The organism is Idiomarina sp. (assembly GCF_019431395.1).
Taxonomy (GTDB): Bacteria; Pseudomonadota; Gammaproteobacteria; order Enterobacterales; family Alteromonadaceae; genus Idiomarina.
This window is the reverse complement of the sequence record NZ_CP080268.1, coordinates 1145646-1162536: the sequence shown is the minus strand read 5'-3', so window position 1 is coordinate 1162536 and position 16891 is coordinate 1145646. Positions and strand designations below refer to the sequence as shown.

Below are 16891 nucleotides of genomic sequence, written 5' to 3'. Positions count from 1 at the left end.
CGAAAAAAAACTGGCAAAAAGGCTGATAATCGTTCAAATTTATGTATAGTTGAACACTCACTCAGCAGGACAAGGCCAATATGCATCATATCGAATTTACTACACCATTAGGTCATATGGTGGCCATTGCTGATGATCGTCATTTGACCGGGTTGTATTATCGCGACCAAAAGAATTTACCGGATTTATCAACGTCGAATAAAGCGACCGATCATCCGGTGCTGTTACAGACACGAGAACAGCTGGAACAATACTTTGCCGGAAAACGGCAGCGGTTTAGCTTGCCATTGCGCGTGCAGTCGACGGAATTTCAGTCCGAGGTTTTACAGCAATTGCAAAAAGTCGAGCCTGGAAGAACGTTATCTTACAAAGAAATTGCGGAAAAGATTGGTAAACCCAAAAGCGTGCGGGCAGTTGCTAATGCGATTGCGAGAAACCCTCTGATTATTGTTATTCCGTGTCATCGGGTGATTGGTATTAAAGGCGAGCTGCGCGGTTTTGCTGCGGGTATTGAGCGCAAAAAAGCGTTGCTTGAGCAAGAAGGGTGCAAAGTCGTTTAAGCACAAAAAAATACCGCCATCCGGCGGTATTTTTATAACTAACAGCAACTTATCAATTAATGATCTTCGCCATCAGCGTGCACATGACCGTGCTCTAACTCTTGTTCAGTCGCATCGCGAACTTCGACTACTTCAACGTCAAAGTTAAGGTCAACGCCGGCTAATGGGTGGTTACCATCAACAGTCACTTCGTCATCGTTAACTTCTACGATAACAACAGACTGATCGCCTTGATCGGTGCTGGCGCGGAATTGCATGCCAGGCTGAACTTCGTTCTCACCGAACAAGTTACGCGGTACGGTTTGGATTAAACCGTCGTGACGGTCGCCATAAGCTTCGTCAGGCTTAACTTCTGCGGTGAACTGGTCACCCACGTTTTTGCCTTCTAATGCGTTTTCCAAACCTGGAATCAGCATGCCACGGCCGTGGATGAAAGTCAGAGGATTGCCTTCCTTAGATTGGTCTAAAGTCTGGCCTTCTGCAGTCTTTACTGTGTAGTTGATAGCCACAACTTTGTTAGGGGCAATTGCTTCGCTCATAAATAGTTAACCTAATTGATACGGCAGTGAGTGTATTTCCAGAAGACTATCGTCGTCACCTTTAACCCGAATCGGCGTATCTTGCTCGATATCGCTTGGCAATACCGCCAGCAGGTCAAATGATTGTGGAGAACGGTTCACTGCCATAATGACCGTTCCTGCACGACGCCAGTTATCGCCAACTTTACGCTCCAATTCTGTTGCAGGCTTCACCTCAGCGGCTTTGCCTGACAAACGGAATAACGCACGTTTCTGCTTGCCCAGGTATTTCATCCGGGCAATTGTCTCCTGGCCGATATAACATCCCTTGTTAAAGCTGACTCCGTCCAGTGCCTGAATATTTAACATCTGCGGCACAAATTGCTGACTATTTTCCGCTGTCAGCTGTGGACGAACTCGTTCAATCTCCAATGCATCCCAGTAACTCTGCGGATACTCCGTAGAAATCGTTGTTTGGCTTACAACCAACGCTTGTTTGGGTTGCTCGCCAAGCATTATTACGTATGTATTTTCATTAACATCAGGTAGGGCAATCGATTCACCAAAATGACCACTAATATGCCATTGATCAGTGACGTCGGTTATCTCGACCTGATTGAATACACCGTACTTTTTAAATTGCGCTAATGAACCGCTAATGGCGCTTTTATTCATGATCAATAAAAAGCCTTGCGCGGAACGAACCAACCAGAACACGCTAAACGCTTTGCCGGTGGGGTCGCAATGCGCACCATATAAAAACGGCTGCTCGCTGAGGCGATTAAGATCGCAGGTTAACTGACCCTGCAAAAAACTCTCAGCATCTGCACCAATGAGCTCAATGATACCATAATCATCCAGAGTTGCCGAAATCGCATCGGGCTGTTGTTGGGTAAAAAGCGTATCTAAAGCAATCACGGGCGCTCCTTATTTAACGACTTCATGCTAATATTAGGGCACGAAATTATTTTTCAAGGCGAAATGTGGAGTTGTCATGCTGCCATTCAAACAATCTGAAGATGCATTAAAAGATAAGCGCCGATTAAAGTGGGCTTGTCGCCGCGGTATGCTCGAGTTAGATGTACTTTTTGAACCCTTTGTAGAGCAAGCTTACGATGAGCTTAGCGAGGATGACAAAGCTATCTTTCGACGCTTGGTTACCTGTGACGATCCCGATTTGTTTGCTTGGTTTATGGGACATAAGGAATGTCCGGATGCGGAGCTAACGAAAATGATCGACTTTATGTTGTCACGGGTCAAAGTTTAGCGTTGTTACGCATTCGCCTGCAAAAACCGCAACGTTTACTGTCTGTATCTGAAGATGGTCACTTGTGGCAAATAAATGACGACACTTATCAGTTATTAGCCCCACCGATTATCCTGTGGCGTTTTGGACTGGTAGTACCGTTAGTTAATGCCGGCGAACGGCAGTGGTTTTGGTTGTGGTGGTTTCAATTATCTGCAGCGCAACTGGCGCAGTTGCGCTGCTTATCGTTAGTTGCCGGGCAGATATCCGCGCGGCGTTAGCCGGGTAGGCTTAGCTTCTGGCAGTAAGTCGGGATAGTCCAGCGTATAGTGTAATCCACGACTTTCCTTGCGTGCCATCGCACTGTGCACAATAAGTTCAGCCACTTGCACAAGGTTACGTAACTCCAACAGGTTATTGCTTACCCTGAAGTTGGCGTAATAATCATGGATTTCCTGTTGTAACAACTGAATGCGGTGTAAAGCGCGCTCCAGTCGTTTTGTGGTTCGCACAATTCCGACATAGTCCCACATAAAGAGTCTTAATTCGTGCCAGTTGTGCTGAATAACGACCTCTTCGTCAGAGTTGCTGACCTTGCTTTCATCCCAGGCGGGTAAAGTGGCCAGAGGAGCCTCGCCGGCCGGTTTAGCTAGAATGTGTTTGGCTGCAGCACGGGCAAATACCAGACATTCCAATAATGAATTGCTGGCCATACGGTTAGCGCCATGCAAGCCGGTGTATGCGACTTCACCAACCGCGTATAAACCCGGCACGTCAGTCTCGGCATCCAGCGTTGTGGTAACACCACCACAGGTATAATGTGCGGCGGGTACAACAGGCATGGGCTGTTCGCTAATATCAATACCCAGCGACAGACACTTATCAAAAATGGTCGGAAAGTGCTGCTGCAAAAAATCTCTGGATTGATGGGAAATATCCAGATACATGCAATCGGCGCCCAAACGTTTCATTTCGTAGTCAATAGCGCGGGCCACGACATCACGTGGTGCTAGTTCGGCCAATTCATGAAACTCATCCATAAAGCGCGAGCCGTCGGGGCGACGCAATACTGCGCCTTCACCTCGTAATGCTTCGGTTAATAAAAAACTATGCGCGTTTGGGTGGTATAAACAAGTCGGGTGAAACTGATTAAATTCCATGTTGGTGACACTGCAGCCGGCACGCCAGGCCATTGCAATACCATCACCGCTGGCCACATCAGGGTTGCTGGTATATTGGTAAACCTTACTGGCACCGCCGGTTGCCAACACAACAAAGCGTGCCGAGGCTGTTTCGACGCGTTCACGGGCGCGGTTCCACAAATAAGCGCCATAACAGCCATGTTCTTTATGCAAGCGCTTACCGGTGATTAAGTCGACCGCATTAAAACGCTCCAGCACCTTAATATTGGGGTGTTGCAGAACTTTTTGCTGTAAAGTTGTTTGCACTGCGCGCCCGGTTGCATCCGCCGCATGCAAAATACGGCGATGGCTGTGTCCGCCTTCGCGATTTAAATGGTACTCTGGCTTGCTATCATCGGTGTTGACACGATCGAAGCCCACACCAGCGTCAATTAGCCATTGCAGGGCATCGCGGGCATTGCGTGTGGTAAACTCTACGGCATGACGTTCGCATAAACCGCCGCCGGCGTTGAGCGTGTCTTCGACGTGGCTTTCGATACTATCGTTTTCGTCAAACACAGCGGCAATGCCGCCCTGAGCATAATAAGTAGAGCCTTCGGTTAACGGACCTTTACTGACGACGATAACGCTAACATGGTCAGCTAGTTGTAATGCGGTGGTTAAACCGGCGGCACCTGACCCAATGATCAAGACATCTGATTGATAATTTGCTGCAGGTTCCATAAAGTACTCATTAAGAATTTTGAATGATTTTACGCATTTGCATAATTATTTGCGAACTTTTTACTAAACGGTCTGTCACAGTTTGTAACAACTACAGCGGGCCGTCAGTTCACGCAGTTCCTTGGCTAGGGAGAACAGGCTCGGATGAGCGAGAAACTTACAGACCAACAATTGGTCGAAAGGGTACAACAAGGAGATAACCGCGCGTTTGACTTGCTGGTAAAAAAGTATCAGCACAAAGTGATGAGCTTGATCTCACGCTATGTCAAACAGCAGGGTGACGTGGCTGATGTAGCACAAGAAGCTTTCATCAAAGCGTACCGCGCGCTCCCTAAGTTTAGGGGAGATAGTGCATTTTATACTTGGTTGTATCGTATTGCGGTCAACACCGCTAAAAATTATTTGGTTGCGCAGGGGCGTAAACCGCCTGCATCTGATGTTGATGCTGAAGACGCCGAGTACTTTGAAGGTGCAGGGGCGCTAAAAGATTCCGCAACACCGGAACGACAGTTGCTAACCGACGAAATTCAGACAGTCGTGTTAAAAGCGATAGAAGAATTGCCTGATGATTTACGGCGAGCAATAACGTTACGGGAAATTGACGGTTTAGGTTACGAAGAAATTGCGATAGAAATGGATTGCCCGATCGGTACAGTTCGCTCTCGGATTTTCAGAGCGCGGGAAGCCATTGATAATCAGTTAAGACCGTTGTTAGAACGGTGATTTACAGAGGGTAAACTATGTCTCAGGACAATCGGTCAACAGACGCTAAGTTGGTAGACGAAACAGAAGCAACATCAGCGTTTTTTGATGAAGAATCAGCTGAGCAGCAATCGATCGACGCTTGGTTAGCCGATGAAGAAACGGCACAGCGTTGGCATCGCTACAGCATTATTAGTAGCGTCATGAAAAGCGATGTGACAGTTTCGATGGATATCAGTGAACGAGTCAGTGCTGCTGTCGCGGCAGAGGGGCGACACAATAATGTTGTGTCTGTTGCAGCTGCCAGCCGGTCAAAAGCAGCGCGTAAGGCGGCCAGCCGTTGGTATCAGCCTGTCGCAAAAGTTGCAGTTGCAGCCGGAGTTGCTGTGGTCGCTGTAATGACGGTGCAGTCGGTACAATCGCCCGATACCGTGCCGGCAGCGCAGGAACCAGGTTTTATTACCAATCCTCTTGGTGGGCGTCAACCGGTTAGTTATTCGCCGTCAGTAAATTCGGCATCTGCTGGTGCACAAGAACAACAGGACGTGCAGCTAAGACGTCAGGCGCAATCATACCTGATTGATCATCAGCAACAGATTTTATTATTACAAAATGCATCGGAAACTGGCGCGGAAAAAGTCGACAAGGGCGCTAACGATGGTGCAGAGTCAACGCAGCAACACTAGCTTTTAATGAAGAGGGTAAGCGCGTGATAAAAGTAGTCCTCGCCGCACTTGTCACCTGTATTGCTCTCACGGCTCTGCCGGCAGGCGCTCAGGTGGCACCCACTGGCCAACAAGCTGCCACACAAGAAAGCGCCGCACAAGAAACCGAAAATAGCGACGGCCAGCGCTGGTTTAACTTGATGTCGAAAGCCCTCAACGAGTTAAACTTCGAAGCCTCTTTTGTTCACGTACAAGGCGACAGGATAGAACCTTATCGCTGGGTTCATGGAATCGATAAACAAGGCCGTCAGTACGAATGGTTAATGCAAATGAACGGCCCGGGTTTTAGGGCGTTACGTATCGATAACGTGGTTTCACATTTTCATCCTGCGTCGACTAGTTACTCATTGCGCTCGCGTTCCATCTCCACCATGATCCCTACAGCTTTCAATCAATCGTTTGAGCAAATATCCGATAACTACCGTGCTGTAGCGGTTGGCGGTGCCCGCATACTGGATCGCAAAGCCCAGCATATTCGCCTTATTAGCAAAGATAACCAGCGCTATGGTTTGTCACTTTGGCTGGACCGTGACAATGGTATGCCGCTTAAAATGCTGATGGTTAACCATGACGGCGAAGTACTGGAGCAATTGCAACTGACCAGTTTGACGTTACGAGACGTAGCCGCCGATACCATTGCAGAATTAAGTCGGGTGGATCGGCCGCCGATGTTAGAAGAATTACAATCCCAACAGTCACCGCTGCTAAAACAACAGCCGCGTTGGGCGCCCGCCGGATTTAATTTGCTTAAAGCACAACATCACCGCTTAGTTCTGGAAGGCACTCCGGTTGATCATTATTTATTTTCTGATGGCCTGGCAGAGTATTCTGTCTATTTATCAGACCAGACGGTAAGTTCGTCAGGTAAAGCTATTTCAGTAACCGGGCCACATACATTGCATAGTCAACCTGCAGGGCAGTTAATGGTTACGGTAGTGGGTCAAATCCCGTTAGCTGTCGCCAAACAGGTCGCATCTAGCGTACAATAATGGCATGAAAGAAATAGCTGAAGTCGTTGCTATAGATGGGCAACGCATTACCCTCTCAACACAATTAAAAACGGCTTGTTCAGGCTGTACGCACAACACGACCTGTGGTGCGGGCATCCTGAGCAAGGTGTTTGCGGATCGTAATGCGCGTTTTACCGTCGAAAGTGATTTGCCCGTTAACTTGGGTGATCGTGTTGAAGTGGTCATGGACGAGAGTGATTTTACCCGATATGCGCTGTTGCTTTACGGATTGCCGATTGTCGGGTTGTTACTGATAGCGGCGTTACTGACTCACTTCAGTCCGCTTACTGAGGGGATTGTCATTCTGCTGGCCTTTAGTGGTTTTGGTGCCATCTTTGTGGGATTAAAGCATTGGTTTAGGCAACGTGATGTTAAGGTTCAGCAACTTATCCAAATTAATGTCGCCGCAGCGTAAAAGGCATGGTTAGCGCGTTAAAACATTTGTGCTTTGCGGCAACATCGGTATGATCGACGCTATTTATGACGCTTGCTCAGCAAGCACATGCAGAATCTTAAGTTTTAGAGGTGTCATCAATGCCGCAAAGGGCGTTTAATCAAAAGAATATTCGTAACTTTTCTATTATTGCGCATATCGACCACGGTAAGTCGACGCTCTCCGACCGACTCATCCAGCATTGTGGTGGATTGACTGACCGCGAAATGGCTGAACAGGTTCTTGACTCAATGGATCTTGAGCGTGAACGTGGCATTACCATTAAAGCGCAAAGTGTAACACTGTATTACACCGCAAAAGACGGCGAGACCTACCAACTTAACTTTATCGATACGCCCGGGCATGTCGATTTCTCCTATGAAGTGTCGCGTTCGCTGGCAGGCTGTGAAGGTGCGTTGCTAGTGGTGGACGCTGCACAGGGTGTCGAAGCACAAACACTTGCTAATTGTTACACCGCCATTGATATGGATTTGGAAGTTGTTCCGATCCTTAATAAAATCGACTTACCGCAGGCGGATGCCATGGGTGTTGCGCAGGAAATCGAAGATATCGTAGGTATTGAAGCGGTTGATGCGGTGCAATGTTCAGCCAAAACCGGTATCGGCATTGAGGAAGTGTTGGAACGTATCGTTCGGCAGATTCCGCCGCCGCAGGGCGAAGTCGAAAAACCACTACAGGCACTTATTATTGATTCGTGGTTTGATAATTACCAGGGTGTTGTATCCCTGGTTCGGGTTAAAAACGGAACCCTGAGAGCCGGCGATAAAATGACCGTTATGTCGACCGGACAAACCCACTTAATAGATAAAGTCGGCTATTTTGACCCTAAACCGCACGAGACCGGAATCTTGCACACCGGCGAAGTGGGCTACGTGATTGCCGGCATCAAGGATATTCTTGGTGCGCCGGTGGGCGATACGCTGACCAATAGTAAGAACCCGGCGAAAGAGCCGGTACCAGGGTTTAAAAAAGTAAAACCACAAGTCTATGCAGGCATGTTCCCTATCAGTGCAGATGACTATGAGGGTTTCAGAGATGCCTTGGGTAAATTATCACTCAATGATGCCTCGTTATTTTACGAACCAGAAAACTCAGCAGCACTGGGTTTTGGTTTCCGCTGTGGCTTCCTTGGCATGTTGCACATGGAAATCATCCAGGAACGGCTGGAGCGTGAATATGATATTGACCTGATCACGACCGCGCCTACGGTAGTTTATGAAGTAGAAACCACCAAAGGTGAGATGGTAAAAGTTGATAACCCGGTTAACTTACCGGCGGTCAACGATATCGAAACAATTTACGAGCCCGTGGTAGAAGCGAACATTCTGGTGCCGCAAGAGTTCCTCGGCAACGTAATTACTTTGTGCGTAGACAAGCGGGGCGTACAAACCGCGATGAACTACCACGGTAAACAGGTGTCAGTTACCTATGAGTTGCCGATGGCAGAAGTGGTCATGGACTTTTTTGACCGTTTAAAATCTACCAGTCGTGGCTACGCATCGCTGGATTATCAGTTTAAGAAGTTCCAGGCGGCCGATATGGTTCGCGTTGATATTTTGATTAACGGTGATCGCGTTGATGCGTTGGCGATGATTACCCACCGCGAACATGCTGAAAGCCGCGGTCGTCTGCTGGTTGATAAGATGAAAGAATTGATTCCGCGGCAAATGTTCGATATCGCGATTCAGGCAACCATTGGTAATCACGTTATCGCGCGCTCAACAGTTAAACAGTTGCGGAAGAACGTAACCGCTAAGTGTTACGGCGGTGACATAAGCCGTAAAAAGAAACTGTTACAGAAACAGAAAGAAGGTAAGAAACGCATGAAGAATCTGGGCAATGTCGAGGTTCCTCAGGAGGCTTTTCTGGCAGTGTTAAAAGTCGGAAAGTAATGGCCGTCACGATAAAACGGATAAGTAAGAGATAACAACAGGATTGGGCAATGGCCAATTATTTTTCGATTTTATTAACGCTGGTTACCTTAATAGCCGGGCTATTGTGGCTATTTGATGCATTGGTGCTAAAGCCAAAGCGCAAACAGGGTGAACCTCAAAATACGGTCACTGAGTTTGGGCAGTCGGTATTTCCGGTATTGGCAGCGGTGTTGGTTTTACGATCTTTTTTGTACGAACCTTTCCAAATACCTTCAGGCTCGATGATGCCGACCTTGCTAAAAGGCGACTTCATTCTGGTAGAGAAGTTTGCTTACGGCGTCAAAGACCCGGTATTTCGCAAGCAAATTGTCGAAACCGGCAAACCCGAACGTGGCGATATTGCGGTGTTTAAATATCCGCTGGAGCCGAACGTCGACTATATTAAACGTATAGTGGGGCTACCGGGTGATCGCATTGTTTACCGCGATAAACAACTTTTCATCCAACCACAATGCGGTAATGCCAGTGAATGTCCGCCGTTGGATGTTAAGCGTAACGCTGTAGACACCGAACAAACCTATTTTTCTGGTGGCGGCTCGTTAAATGTCTATCAGGAAACCCTGGGCGATATTAAGCACAGGATTTTACTGGACCCCCGTGTGCGCTCACGAGTGCCGCTATTTTACGAGCAGCCGGGTACTGACTCCGGCGAATTTATTGTTCCCGAAGGGCACTATTTCGCCATGGGCGACAACCGCGATAACTCGCAGGACAGTCGTTACTGGGGATTCGTACCAGAAGAGTATCTGGTCGGCCGTGCGTTTTTTGTGTGGATGAGTTTTGAAATGGATCGCAGCCCGGATAGCGTGCTGCCACAATGGGTACCGACCGGAGTGCGTTTTGAACGATTGGGGAGTATAGAGTGAGTTTACCAAAACCACCGCTCGAACAACTCGAAAATGTTATAGGTTATCAGTTTGAACAGCGAGAGCTGTTAAAGCAGGCGCTGACCCACCGCAGCGCCCACGCCAACCACAACGAAAGGCTTGAGTTTTTAGGCGACTCAATACTCGGTGTAGTGATTGCCGAAGCCTTATTCCAACGTTTCCCAAACGTTGCGGAAGGGGATTTAAGCCGAATGCGTGCCGCCATCGTTTGTGGCCGCTCGTTGGCAAAACTGGGTCGTAAGAAAGAGGTTGGCGATTACCTTTGGCTTGGCCAGGGTGAATTAAAAAGCGGTGGCTATCGACGTGAGTCGATTTTAGCCGATGCGATGGAAGCTATTATTGGCGCGGTTTACCTTGATAGCGACATGGCTACTGTAAAAACAATGGTATTACAGTGGTTTACCGAACAATTAGAAACCATCAAGCCCGGCGCTAATCAGAAAGACCCTAAGACACGTCTGCAGGAGTGGCTTCAGGCGCGGCAACGTCCGTTACCTGAATATGATGTGGTTGCAACGCAAGGCCAGGCGCATAACCAACAGTTTACGGTGACTTGCCTGGTTGAGGGGCTTGATAAGCCCTTAAAAGGTAGTGGAACCAGTCGCCGCAAGGCCGAACAGGCGGCAGCGACTGCCGCACTAGAGAAATTACAGGAGTCATCATGAATCTTGACGATATGATCAAACAGTCACTGGGCGATGATGGCTTAATTGACGAGAATAAACACAGTGGCTTTGTCGCTATAGTTGGCCGACCTAACGTGGGTAAATCGACCTTACTGAATTATTTGTTAGGACAAAAAATCAGTATTACGTCTAACAAGCCACAGACCACGCGCCATAAAATCTTAGGTGTTGATACCGACGGTGATTGCCAGGCAGTTTATGTCGATACACCGGGTATGCACGTAGAAGAAAAACGTGCGATTAATAAAGTGATGAACCAGACTGCTGCGGCTGCCATTAATGACGTCGACCTAATTTTGATGGTAGTAGAAAATACCAAATGGACTGACGATGACAAAATGGTGCTGGAAAAACTGGCCAGAACTGAGCGCCCGGTGGTGCTGTTAGTCAATAAAGTTGATGAAGTTAAAGACAAATCGAAGTTATTGCCTCATTTACAGTGGCTAAGTGATCAGCGTGAATTTAAAGATATCTTACCGATTTCCGCAAAAAATGGTGACAATATCGACGCGTTACGCACGGTGGTTAAAGCACACTTGCAACCGGGCTTTCATTTTTATCCCCAGGACTATGTCACCGACAGGTCTGTACGGTTTATGACCGCCGAGATTATTCGCGAAAAATTGATGCGTTTTACCGGCGACGAATTACCCTACGAGACGACCGTAGAAATTGAACAGTTTGGTAAGTCAGAGCGTGGTACAACGCACATTCATGCGTTGATTTTAGTTGAGCGTCCAGCGCAAAAACGCATGGTAATTGGCGAAGGCGGCAGTAAATTAAAGACCATTGGCACCGAAGCCCGACGTGACCTGGAAAAACTCCTAAGCAGTAAGGTTAACCTCAAGCTGTGGGTGAAAGTTAAATCGGGTTGGTCTGATGACGAGCGAGCGCTGAAAAGTCTGGGTTACCGCGAGGATTAACGGTGCCACAAGCGGCCTATGTTTTGCACCGTCGCGACTATCAGGAGTCCAGTTTACTGGTTGATTTATTAACCGTAAATGAAGGGCGCGTAAGAGTGATAGCCAAGGGCGCTAAACGTAATAAAAATCCCTGGCGAGCGGTATTACAAGCGTTTAATCCTTTGCAAGTAGAATATAGCGGTCGCCATGACTTAAAAACACTCACGCTGGCGGAGTCACCTGGCACGCCGCTTAGCCTCAGCAGCTACTATTTGTATAGTGGCTTTTACTTGAATGAGCTGCTGCAACGCCTGTTGCCGCAGTACGCTGAAGTCTCAGAGTTATTTCTTGCCTATGAGTCAGCGCTAAGCGCACTGGCAAAAAAGCAGGATATAGAAACGGTTTTACGTTGGTTTGAGTGGCAATTACTACAACAATTGGGACATGCATTTGATTGGCGAAGCGAAGCTGAAACCGGCATAACGCTGGATCAGCAGGCGCACTGTTATTTTGATCCCGAGCGTGGCTTTTTGCACGAGAACCCTATGCCCGATGCGACCCCACTGGATACGCAGTTGGTGATGTCGTTAGAGCAACTTAGCCAGCAACCGCTGGTGTCGGATCAGGTGTTAGATCCGGCACAACGCAAATTATGTAAATTAATTATGCGCGAAGCATTGGCAATTCATTTAGGCACTAAGCCGTTGCGCTCGCGAGAACTTTTTAAACGCTAACGCGCTAACAAAGGAGCAGGTAATGAGTAACTTACGCTTAGGCGTGAATATTGACCATATTGCGACATTGCGAAATGCCCGCGGCGTGCGTTACCCCGATCCGGTACATGCAGCGGCGATCGCTGAACAGGCTGGCGCGGATGGCATCACTATTCACCTACGGGAAGATCGTCGGCACATTATGGATCGCGATGTCCGTATGTTGAAACAAACGCTTAACGTGCCGATGAACCTGGAAATGGCAGTGACTGACGAGATGTTAGCTATTGCTGAGGAGATTAAACCGCGCTATTGCTGTTTGGTGCCGGAAAAGCGTGAAGAGCTTACGACGGAAGGTGGGTTAGATGTTGCAGGTCAGCTGAACACGGTGACGGCTGCGGTTGAACGGTTAGCTGCGGCGGGTATCACGGTATCGCTGTTTATTGATGCAAACGAACAACAAATTGATGCGGCAAAGGCTAGCGGCGCACCGTTGATTGAGCTGCACACCGGGCAATACGCTGAAGCTGAGACACTAGCGGAACAAGCGAAAGAGCTGCGCAAAATAGCCGAAGGCGCTCGTTATGCCGCAGGTTTAGGGCTACAGGTTAATGCCGGCCATGGCTTGCACTACCATAACACCCTTGAAATTGCGCAAATCGCAGAGATTGAAGAGCTAAACATTGGTCATGCAATCATAGCCCGTGCGGTACTCGTCGGGTTGGAAACCGCAGTCCGTGATATGAAAAATATTTTAAACAAGGCGCGTTAATGGCAATTTTTGGCATCGGTACGGATATCGTTGAAGTGGCAAGGATCCAAAATTCATTGAGTCGTGGGCAACAGTTGGCAAAACGTGTTTTAACACCGCTTGAGCTGGACGAAATGCAAGGTGATGCCAGCCCTGATCACTTTCTGGCAAAACGCTTCGCAGCAAAAGAAGCGTGCGCGAAAGCTTTTGGCAAAGGCATCGCTGAAGGGCTGTCGTTTCAGGATATGCAAGTAACGCACGACGAATGGGGCAAACCCGAGTGGAATTTTAGCGGTACTGCCGCGCAGTGGTTTGATGAGCTTAACTTAACTGCGGCATTTCTGAGCATCAGTGATGAAACGCGCTATGCAGTCGCGACGGTTGTGCTTGAGCGTTAGGTTAACCAATGGTTCAATTTTTTAAAGCCAGTAAAAAAACCGATAAACAACCTCGTAAAGGTAGTGTCGCTGCGCTCGACCACCAATTACAGGGCGTCGTTAGAGAGCAAAGTGGCGGTACCCGCTTTGTTGCAGGGGCCTTGCCCGGCGAACAGATTACCTATAAGCCGCTGAGTAAATTTAGTGCTGAATTATTATCGGTAAAGTCAGCCTCGACTGAGCGTATCGAGCCGCCATGCCCTTATTATCAAGCGTGTGGCGGATGCGACGTACAACACCTGAATGAGTCAAACCAGCAGACTTATAAACAAGCCGCGGTGGCCGGATTATTGCAGAAATTCGCCCAAACCGAACAGTTATCATGGCAGCCGACCTTAATGGCCGACGCATGGTGCTACCGACGCAAAGCGCGCCTGGCGACCTTTTGGGATGGCAAGCGGCAGCACCTGAGGCTTGGTTTTAGAGCGGCGAAGAGTAAACAAATAACCGAAATTGCGAACTGTCCGGTGTTGCGACCCTCGTTATCGGCATTAATCGAGCCGTTGCGACAGCTTATATTCGATACAGGACTTGGGCGAACTCTGGGGCATATTGAGTTAATTCAGGCCAATGTTGTGCATGTGGTTTTGCGGGTGCTCAAGCCTTTATCCGCGCCACAAAAGCAAGAGCTGAGAGCTTTCGCCGAACGACACTCGCTGGCGTTCTGGTTGCAGGACGATAACTCGATCGCATCGGTTACGACAGCAAAGGAATGTAATAACGCTTTCTGTTATGACCAAAGTATCGATGGTGACCGATTATATTTCACCCCGGGTGACTTTATTCAGGTAAATGCCGACGTTAACGAACAAATGGTGCGGCAGGCACTAGCGTGGCTTGCGCCGGAGTCTGAAGCGGTGGTGCTGGATTTGTTTGCCGGCGTGGGAAATTTTTCATTGCCACTGGCACGACGCGTAAAACAGGTTATTGCCATCGAGGGAGTTGCGGGCATGAGCCAACAACTGGCCGATAATGCCCAAGCAGCAGGTTGTGATAACCTGACTGCCGAAACCCAAGACTTGAGTCAGATTGGTGCTAAAAAGCTGGCTTCCTATAACGCGACTCACTGGCTGTTAGATCCGGCCCGTGCCGGTGCTGATAAAATTGTCGAGCAGTTAGGCCAATTGCCTGAACAGCGCAAGCCCACGCGCATTGTCTACGTATCTTGTGCGCCGGATACGCTGGCCCGAGACAGTAAATGTATTTTAGCTGCCGGCTACCGGCTTAAACAGCTCGGTTTAGTTGACATGTTCCCGCAAACCCATCACATTGAAACCATGGTGTGTTTCGAAAGAGTGGCGTAGACAATGGTCCATGTACGCAGTACCCACGTGGATGACCCCAATTACAATGATGAACAACAACATTGGTTGCACGATGTTGCTCAGCCCGAGGTAGTGAAGCAGCACGCAGCCGAGCTTGCTAAAGCTCACCCAAAGCATGCCCAGGCACTGCTCAAGGGCAAAGAAATGGTCGAAATTCTGGCGCCGCTCAATCTTGATACCGAGTCATTGGTCGCCTCGCTATATGCACCGTTAATCGAAGCCGGTGCGATTAATTTAGATAAATTGCCGGACGACACATCTAAAACGCTGCGCGTGTTATTGCAGAACGTTCACCAGATGCAAAGTATTTCTGATTTACAGCACTTTCAGCATGGTCAACCGGATGGTAATCAGATCGATAACGTGCGACGCATGTTGTTATCCATGGTGGAAGACGTCCGCGCTGTACTCATCAAGTTAGCTGAGCGTATCTGTTACCTCCGTGAAGTCAAAAATGCGGACGAAGAAACGCGTGTGTTGGCAGCTAAGGAGTGCGCGGAAATCTATGCTCCGCTGGCAAACCGGTTAGGTATTGGGCAGTTAAAGTGGGAGCTGGAAGATATCTCGTTCCGCTACCTGCATCCACAAACTTATAAAGCGTTAGCAAAACAGTTAGATGAACGCCGTCTGGATCGTGAAAATTACATCAGCGCCTTTGTCGAAGAATTACAACAATTATTACGTGAACAAGATATCGATGCCGAGGTGTATGGCAGGCCAAAGCATATTTACTCGATTTGGCGCAAAATGCAGAAAAAGCATCTGCAGTTTGATCAATTATTTGATATCCGCGCGGTGCGCATCCTGACCGATTCGTTAAAAGATTGCTATGGTGCATTAGGCGTCGTGCACACGCGGTGGCGGCATTTAGCGTCTGAGTTTGACGACTACGTTGCTACCCCTAAACCGAACGGTTATCAGTCGATCCATACCGTGGTGGTGGGGCCGGATAATAAAAACGTCGAGATTCAAATTCGCAGTCACGATATGCATGATGACGCGGAACTGGGCGTTGCTGCGCACTGGATGTATAAAGAAGGGGCCAGTGCCGGTAAACGTCATGGTTTTGAAGAAAAAATTTCCTGGTTGCGGAAGCTACTGGCCTGGCACGAAGACATGGCTGGCAGCGACTCGTTGGTTGATGAAATTCGCTCGCAGGTTTTTGAAGATCGGGTTTACGTGTTTACTCCTAAGGGCGAGGTGGTCGACTTGCCGGCGGGCTCAACGCCACTGGACTTTGCTTATTATATTCATAGCCAGGTTGGTCACCGTTGCGTGGGCGCAAAAGTGGATGGACGGATTGTGCCGTTTACCTATCAGTTGCAAAACGGTAACCGCGTTGAAATCCTTACCCAGAAAACCGCAAAACCGCGCCGCGATTGGCTTAACCCGCAAATGGGATATCTGCACTCGGCACGGGCACGGGCTAAGGTACACACTTACTTTAAAAAGCAGGACCGCGATAAGAATATAATCGCGGGTCGTGAACTGCTGGAAAACGAATTACATAAACACAACCTGCCACTAAGCAAGGCGAGCGATGCGCTGGAGCGTTTTAACGTGAGTTCGCTGGATGATCTGTTAGCAGCAATCGGTGCCGGCGATGTGCGTTTGCATCAGGTGGTTAACTTTTTAAAACCGCAAACCAGTGATGCCGAAAAAGTCGAACAGCTTAAGAAGCGGGCAAAGGTCAATAAACGTAAAGTCGGCGGTACCTCAGAAGTGGTGGTTGAGGGTATCGGTAACCTGATGATGCAGTTTGCTAAATGCTGCGAACCACTGCCGGGTGAGCCCATTATGGGCTTTATCACTCAGGGGCGGGGCGTCTCTGTACACCGCCGCGACTGTGACCAGCTTGCGAACTTGTTGCATCAGCATCCGCAGCGCGCTATTGAAGTTAACTGGTCACGCGAAACCAAGCAGGATTACCGTGCCGGTATTCGTATTTCTGCATTGGATCGTAACGGCTTATTGCATGATATCACCAGCGTATTATCGAACGAAAAAGCCGCTGTTTTACAAATGGATAGTGACGCGGATGGTACCTCACAAACCGCGACTATCGTGCTGCAGGTGGCGGTAAAGGATAGTGAAAGTTTGCAGCGCATTAGTCAGCGCTTGCGACAAATTAATGGTGTCGAACAAGTACAACGGGTGTAAGGGGTTAAGGGTTTTA

At 48.6% G+C, this 16891-nt stretch carries 19 protein-coding genes; 16 read left to right on the top strand and 3 right to left on the bottom strand.

Translation table 11 applies throughout. The annotated features are described in order from the left end of the window. Positions 1–80: 80 nt before the first annotated feature. Positions 81–560 (top strand): methylated-DNA--[protein]-cysteine S-methyltransferase, encoded by a 480-nt coding sequence (locus KZ771_RS05790; protein ID WP_133538176.1) that lies wholly within the window; start codon positions 81–83, stop codon positions 558–560. A 56-nt stretch (positions 561–616) separates the two neighbouring features. Here the strand turns inward: KZ771_RS05790 and KZ771_RS05785 are convergent, their stop codons facing one another. Next, entirely contained in the window at positions 617–1099 is a 483-nt protein-coding gene (locus tag KZ771_RS05785) for a peptidylprolyl isomerase (protein ID WP_133538177.1), read from the bottom strand. Between the two features lie 6 nt (positions 1100–1105). Further along, positions 1106–1996, bottom strand: a complete 891-nt coding sequence (locus KZ771_RS05780; protein WP_133538178.1) for a folate-binding protein — start codon at positions 1994–1996, stop codon at positions 1106–1108. 76 nt (positions 1997–2072) lie between these two features. Between KZ771_RS05780 and KZ771_RS05775 the strand changes: the two genes are divergently transcribed. Beyond that, a complete protein-coding gene (locus tag KZ771_RS05775) occupies positions 2073–2345 on the top strand; it encodes a succinate dehydrogenase assembly factor 2 (protein ID WP_290570365.1) in 273 nt (90 codons plus the stop codon). A 2-nt stretch (positions 2346–2347) separates the two neighbouring features. After that, the gene (locus KZ771_RS05770; protein ID WP_133538180.1) at positions 2348–2605 is read left to right on the top strand and encodes a hypothetical protein; all 258 of its coding nucleotides are present in this window, start codon (positions 2348–2350) and stop codon (positions 2603–2605) included. On the opposite strand, the gene nadB is transcribed toward KZ771_RS05770, so the two are convergent. Further along, positions 2573–4189 carry an L-aspartate oxidase gene (nadB, locus tag KZ771_RS05765; protein WP_290654641.1) on the bottom strand — a complete coding sequence of 539 codons (1617 nt, stop codon included), beginning with the start codon at positions 4187–4189 and terminating at the stop codon, positions 2573–2575. The two genes, KZ771_RS05770 and nadB, sit on opposite strands and share 33 nt — an antisense overlap. Positions 4190–4333: 144 nt before the next feature. Between nadB and rpoE the strand changes: the two genes are divergently transcribed. The 13 genes from rpoE to relA all read left to right on the top strand — a co-directional run bounded on the left by rpoE (position 4334) and on the right by relA (position 16875). Beyond that, complete coding sequence (rpoE, locus tag KZ771_RS05760; RefSeq protein ID WP_133538182.1) at positions 4334–4912, top strand: RNA polymerase sigma factor RpoE; 579 nt, start codon at positions 4334–4336, stop codon at positions 4910–4912. A gap of 17 nt (positions 4913–4929) precedes the next feature. Further along, on the top strand, positions 4930–5577 hold the full coding sequence (locus KZ771_RS05755) for an RseA family anti-sigma factor (protein WP_290570358.1): 648 nt from the start codon (positions 4930–4932) through the stop codon (positions 5575–5577). Positions 5578–5600: 23 nt separating this feature from the next. Further along, the gene (locus tag KZ771_RS05750; RefSeq protein ID WP_290654640.1) at positions 5601–6605 is read left to right on the top strand and encodes a MucB/RseB C-terminal domain-containing protein; all 1005 of its coding nucleotides are present in this window, start codon (positions 5601–5603) and stop codon (positions 6603–6605) included. 4 nt (positions 6606–6609) lie between these two features. After that, entirely contained in the window at positions 6610–7041 is a 432-nt protein-coding gene (locus KZ771_RS05745; protein WP_290570354.1) for a SoxR reducing system RseC family protein, read from the top strand. A 119-nt stretch (positions 7042–7160) separates the two neighbouring features. Continuing rightward, complete coding sequence (lepA, locus tag KZ771_RS05740; protein ID WP_290654639.1) at positions 7161–8972, top strand: translation elongation factor 4; 1812 nt, start codon at positions 7161–7163, stop codon at positions 8970–8972. A 50-nt stretch (positions 8973–9022) separates the two neighbouring features. After that, positions 9023–9880: a signal peptidase I gene (lepB, locus tag KZ771_RS05735; RefSeq protein ID WP_290654638.1), complete on the top strand. Its 858-nt coding sequence runs from the start codon at positions 9023–9025 to the stop codon at positions 9878–9880. Next, positions 9877–10566 (top strand): ribonuclease III, encoded by a 690-nt coding sequence (gene rnc, locus KZ771_RS05730; protein WP_133538188.1) that lies wholly within the window; start codon positions 9877–9879, stop codon positions 10564–10566. Before lepB ends, rnc begins: the two co-directional genes overlap by 4 nt. Then, positions 10563–11510 carry a GTPase Era gene (era, locus tag KZ771_RS05725; protein WP_290654637.1) on the top strand — a complete coding sequence of 316 codons (948 nt, stop codon included), beginning with the start codon at positions 10563–10565 and terminating at the stop codon, positions 11508–11510. The genes rnc and era overlap by 4 nt, the downstream gene beginning before the upstream one ends. 2 nt (positions 11511–11512) lie before the next feature. Then, positions 11513–12223: a DNA repair protein RecO gene (gene recO / locus KZ771_RS05720; RefSeq protein WP_290654636.1), complete on the top strand. Its 711-nt coding sequence runs from the start codon at positions 11513–11515 to the stop codon at positions 12221–12223. Positions 12224–12245: 22 nt separating this feature from the next. Then, a complete protein-coding gene (pdxJ, locus tag KZ771_RS05715) occupies positions 12246–12974 on the top strand; it encodes a pyridoxine 5'-phosphate synthase (RefSeq protein WP_290654635.1) in 729 nt (242 codons plus the stop codon). Next, entirely contained in the window at positions 12974–13351 is a 378-nt protein-coding gene (acpS, locus tag KZ771_RS05710; RefSeq protein ID WP_290654634.1) for a holo-ACP synthase, read from the top strand. Before pdxJ ends, acpS begins: the two co-directional genes overlap by 1 nt. Before the next feature lie 8 nt (positions 13352–13359). Next, entirely contained in the window at positions 13360–14694 is a 1335-nt protein-coding gene (rlmD, locus tag KZ771_RS05705; protein ID WP_290654633.1) for a 23S rRNA (uracil(1939)-C(5))-methyltransferase RlmD, read from the top strand. Between the two features lie 3 nt (positions 14695–14697). Continuing rightward, positions 14698–16875, top strand: coding sequence for a GTP diphosphokinase (gene relA, locus KZ771_RS05700; RefSeq protein ID WP_290654632.1), 2178 nt, complete (start codon positions 14698–14700; stop codon positions 16873–16875). Positions 16876–16891 lie beyond the last annotated feature (16 nt).

Excerpts from the sequence above, each read along its gene's own strand:
- KZ771_RS05755 (WP_290570358.1), top strand. The coding sequence starts at position 4,930 with ATGTCTCAGGACAATCGGTCAACAGACGCTAAGTTGGTAGACGAAACA.
- KZ771_RS05790 (WP_133538176.1), top strand. The coding sequence starts at position 81 with ATGCATCATATCGAATTTACTACACCATTAGGTCATATGGTGGCCATT.
- KZ771_RS05785 (WP_133538177.1), bottom strand. The coding sequence starts at position 1,099 with ATGAGCGAAGCAATTGCCCCTAACAAAGTTGTGGCTATCAACTACACA.
- KZ771_RS05775 (WP_290570365.1), top strand. The coding sequence starts at position 2,073 with ATGCTGCCATTCAAACAATCTGAAGATGCATTAAAAGATAAGCGCCGA.
- era (WP_290654637.1), top strand. The coding sequence starts at position 10,563 with ATGAATCTTGACGATATGATCAAACAGTCACTGGGCGATGATGGCTTA.
- relA (WP_290654632.1), top strand. The coding sequence starts at position 14,698 with ATGGTCCATGTACGCAGTACCCACGTGGATGACCCCAATTACAATGAT.
- lepA (WP_290654639.1), top strand. The coding sequence starts at position 7,161 with ATGCCGCAAAGGGCGTTTAATCAAAAGAATATTCGTAACTTTTCTATT.
- KZ771_RS05745 (WP_290570354.1), top strand. The coding sequence starts at position 6,610 with ATGAAAGAAATAGCTGAAGTCGTTGCTATAGATGGGCAACGCATTACC.
- pdxJ (WP_290654635.1), top strand. The coding sequence starts at position 12,246 with ATGAGTAACTTACGCTTAGGCGTGAATATTGACCATATTGCGACATTG.
- nadB (WP_290654641.1), bottom strand. The coding sequence starts at position 4,189 with ATGGAACCTGCAGCAAATTATCAATCAGATGTCTTGATCATTGGGTCA.
- rpoE (WP_133538182.1), top strand. The coding sequence starts at position 4,334 with ATGAGCGAGAAACTTACAGACCAACAATTGGTCGAAAGGGTACAACAA.
- rlmD (WP_290654633.1), top strand. The coding sequence starts at position 13,360 with ATGGTTCAATTTTTTAAAGCCAGTAAAAAAACCGATAAACAACCTCGT.
- acpS (WP_290654634.1), top strand. The coding sequence starts at position 12,974 with ATGGCAATTTTTGGCATCGGTACGGATATCGTTGAAGTGGCAAGGATC.
- lepB (WP_290654638.1), top strand. The coding sequence starts at position 9,023 with ATGGCCAATTATTTTTCGATTTTATTAACGCTGGTTACCTTAATAGCC.